Source organism: Sphingomonas sp., assembly GCF_035758555.1.
Classification (GTDB): Bacteria; Pseudomonadota; Alphaproteobacteria; order Sphingomonadales; family Sphingomonadaceae; genus Sphingomonas_B.
The window spans coordinates 1-3,463 of sequence record NZ_DASTXI010000121.1; the positions used below are offsets into that span (position 1 = coordinate 1).

The 3,463-nt window shown below is 66.3% G+C and carries 3 protein-coding genes; 1 reads left to right on the forward strand and 2 read right to left on the reverse strand.

Annotated elements, in window-relative coordinates; translation table 11 throughout:
- Positions 1–6: 6 nt before the first annotated feature.
- Positions 7–1,989, forward strand: coding sequence for an OPT family oligopeptide transporter (locus tag VFT73_RS07565; protein WP_326409630.1), 1,983 nt, complete (start codon positions 7–9; stop codon positions 1,987–1,989).
- Here the strand turns inward: VFT73_RS07565 and VFT73_RS07570 are convergent.
- Together VFT73_RS07570 and queF are read right to left on the reverse strand one after the other, a co-directional pair.
- Positions 1,975–2,991 carry a 2-dehydropantoate 2-reductase gene (locus VFT73_RS07570; protein ID WP_326409632.1) on the reverse strand — a complete coding sequence of 339 codons (1,017 nt, stop codon included), beginning with the start codon at positions 2,989–2,991 and terminating at the stop codon, positions 1,975–1,977. The genes VFT73_RS07565 and VFT73_RS07570 overlap by 15 nt on opposite strands.
- Position 2,992: 1 nt before the next feature.
- The gene (gene queF / locus VFT73_RS07575; protein ID WP_326409633.1) at positions 2,993–3,439 is read right to left on the reverse strand and encodes a preQ(1) synthase; all 447 of its coding nucleotides are present in this window, start codon (positions 3,437–3,439) and stop codon (positions 2,993–2,995) included.
- Positions 3,440–3,463: the final 24 nt, after the last annotated feature.

Genomic DNA, 3,463 nt, shown 5'->3' on the forward strand with positions numbered 1-3,463 from the left:
GAATAAATGGCACGGGAAGAGGCGCGCCGCGCAGGCGATGCGATCAAGGAGCTGACGCTTCGCGGGATCGTCCTCGGGGCGCTCATCACCGTCGTGTTCACCGCGGCCAACGTGTACCTCGGCCTCAAGATCGGCCTCACCTTCGCGACGTCCATTCCGGCCGCGGTCATCTCGATGGCCGTTCTGAAGTTCTTCCGGGATTCCACGATCCAGGAGAACAATATCGTTCAGACGATCGCCTCGGCCGCGGGCACGCTGTCGGCCATCGTGTTCGTCCTTCCAGGCCTCGTCATGATCGGCTGGTGGACCGGCTTCCCTTATTGGCTGTCCGTCGCCGTCATTGCCATCGGCGGAATCCTCGGCGTCATGTATTCGGTGCCGCTGCGCCGCGCGCTGGTCACCGGAACTGACCTGCCGTTCCCCGAAGGGATCGCGGCAGCCGAGGTTCTCAAGGTCGGATCGGGGATTGGGGGCGCCGAAGAAAACAAGCGCGGCCTGATGCTCATCGTGTGGAGCGCGATCGCGTCCGCCGTATTTTATGCGCTCGCCCAAACCCGGATACTGGCCTCGGACGCCGCCAAAGCGTTCACAGTCGGATCGGGTGCGACGCAGGTGTCGGGTAGTCTTTCGATGCTGCTGATCGGCGTCGGCCATCTGGTTGGCCTGACTGTCGGTATCGCCATGTTTGTCGGGCTGGTGATTAGCTGGGCGTTCCTGGTGCCGCATTACACCGCGCTTGCCGGCGCGATTCCGCCGGGCACGAGCCTCGGCGATTTCGTCGGCGGCGTGTTCGTCCACAAGGTGCGGTTCATCGGCGCCGGCACGATTGGCATCGCGGCGATCTGGACTTTGCTGAAAATCATCGGTCCGATCATCGCGGGCATTCGCGGCGCCCTTGTCGCGAATGCGGAGCGGAAAGCCGGGCGCGGCGATGCCCTACCGATCACCGAACGCGATCTCCCGATCGGGATCGTGACTGGCACCATCCTGGTGCTGATGATCCCCATCGGCCTGCTTCTCTATTCGTTCGCGAGCACCAACCCGATCGCCGCCAATCCCGGCGCAACGCTGGTCGCGAGCATCATTTACATCCTGATCGCCGGAATCGTCATTGCGGCGGTGTGCGGGTACATGGCGGGCCTGATCGGCGCGTCGAACAGCCCGATCTCGGGCGTTGGAATCCTCTCGGTCGTCGGAATCGCGCTGATTCTCGCGGCGCTATTCCCCCATGCGACCGGCGACGCTTCCAAGTCGCTCGTTGCGTTCGCCTTGTTCGTCACCGCCGTCGTCTTCGGCGTAGCCACAATCTCCAACAACAACCTTCAGGACCTCAAGACGGGAGAGCTGGTTGGCGCGACGCCCTGGCGCCAGCAGGTTGCACTCGTTTTGGGCGTCATCTTCGGCGCGATCGTCATTCCCCCAGTGCTCGACCTCCTGAATACCGCCTTCACCTTCCAGGGCGCGCCGGGCGCCAAGGAAACCGCACTCGCAGCACCGCAGGCCGCGCTCATTTCGGCGATTGCCCAAGGCCTGCTGAACGGCAACTTCGACTGGGGGTTGATCGAGATCGGCGCGGTGATCGGCGTGGTGGTCATCGTCATCGATGAAATCCTGCGCCGGGCGAAGCGCGGCGGATTGCCGCCTCTTGCAGTCGGCATGGGGATTTACCTGCCGATGGCACTGACCTTGCTGGTGCCGATCGGCGCGCTGCTGGGCTGGTCCTACGACAAATGGGCCGCCCGGACGTCCAACCCCGAATTCGCGCAGCGCATGGGCGTGCTGCTCGCGACCGGGCTGATCGTGGGTGAGAGCATCATGGGCGTTGTCTATGCCGGCATCGTTGCCGCGACCCAAAGCGATGCGCCCTTCGCGCTCGTCGCCGAAAACCCGTGGGCAGTCCCGGCCGGCATCATCATTTTCGCCGTGGTCGTCATCGGATTCTACGGCTGGACGCGGCGCGAAACGAAGGTCGCGCTAACGGCCGCCTAGCGCCGCCCGCCTCAGCGCTGCCGGTGACAGCGGCGGCGCGCCATCCTCGGCGGCGCGGACCAGCGCGATGATCCGGCGGTTGACCGGCGCGTCCCTGCCGAGCCCCTCGGCCAGGCGCACCAGCTCGCCGTTGAGATGGTCGATCTCCGTCTTGCGCCCGTGCGCGAGGTCATCGGACATCGACGAGCGCGCCTTGTCGTCGATCTTCCACGCCTTGATGAACAGCCGGTTGAACAGCCAGTCGGGCGAATCGAGCACCGATGGCAGGAGGCGCAGCGGGAGTCCGGGACCGACCCGCGCCGGTGTGATCCCTGCCCGCCGATAGAGCTTCAGCGCTTCACGCTGACAGGCGGCCACGACGCGGCGGTAATCGCGCTGGCGTAGCTCGTCGAGCAGAGGCTGGCCGGAGAGCGCGTTGACCGCGTTGTTGAGGTTGATCAGAAGCTTGCCCCAGGCGAGGTCGAGCATGTCGCCGGACAGGCGCAGCGCGGCCGGGCCGCCCTGCACGCGCTCCGCGAGTGCGCGGAACTCGGGCCGGTCCTCGGCAAGAAGCTCCCCGGCGACGCCTTTGTGGAAGTGCCCGTGGCCGAGATATGCGACGTTGAACGGAACCAATCCGCGCGCGACGCGGAAGCGCGAGCCCAGCGCCCGCTCGAGAATGTCGACTTTGCTGACGCCGTTCTGGAAGCTAATCACCAGCGCCCCGCTCCGGCCATGCTCGGCGATGTCGCGCGCGGCGTCGGCCGTCGCGCCGCTCTTCACCGTGACGAGGATGATGTCCGCGTCGGACAGCGGTTCCGGGACGCAGCTGAAATCGACCGCTGCGAGTTTCGCGGTCCAGCCGCGATTGTCGCTCAGCTTGAGCCCGTGCTCGTGGACGTCCTTGGCGATAGCGGGGCGGCCGACGAACGTGACCGGAAGCCCTGCCGCTGCCCAGGCGCCCCCGATGAAGCAGCCGACCGAACCGGCGCCGAGCACGGCGATCCGCGGCGCTTCGCTCAACCTATCCGCGGCCGCGATACGATGGCACGCCCTGGTCCGGCAGCCACAGCTCCGCCGGGGGCGGCCCGGACTGCCAAAAGACGTCGATCGGCATTCCGCCGCGCGGATACCAATAGCCGCCGATCCGCAGCCAGAGCGGCTTCATTTCACGCGTCAGACGCTCCCCGATCCCGACCGTCACGTCCTCGTGGAACCCGCAATGGTTGCGGTACGAACCGAGGAACAGCTTCAGGCTCTTGCTCTCGACGATCGTCTCCGCGGGCGCATAGTCGATGACCAAATGTGCGAAGTCCGGCTGCCCGGTGACCGGGCACAGCGACGTAAACTCCGGCGCGGCGAACCGGACGAGGTAGAGCGCGCCGCCCCTCGGGTTCGGCACATAGTCGAGCACCGCTTGCTCGGGCGATGCCGGTAGCGCGCTGGGCTGGCCGAGGTGCCGCGTTTCCATCGGCGCGCAACTAGCAGGACGCGC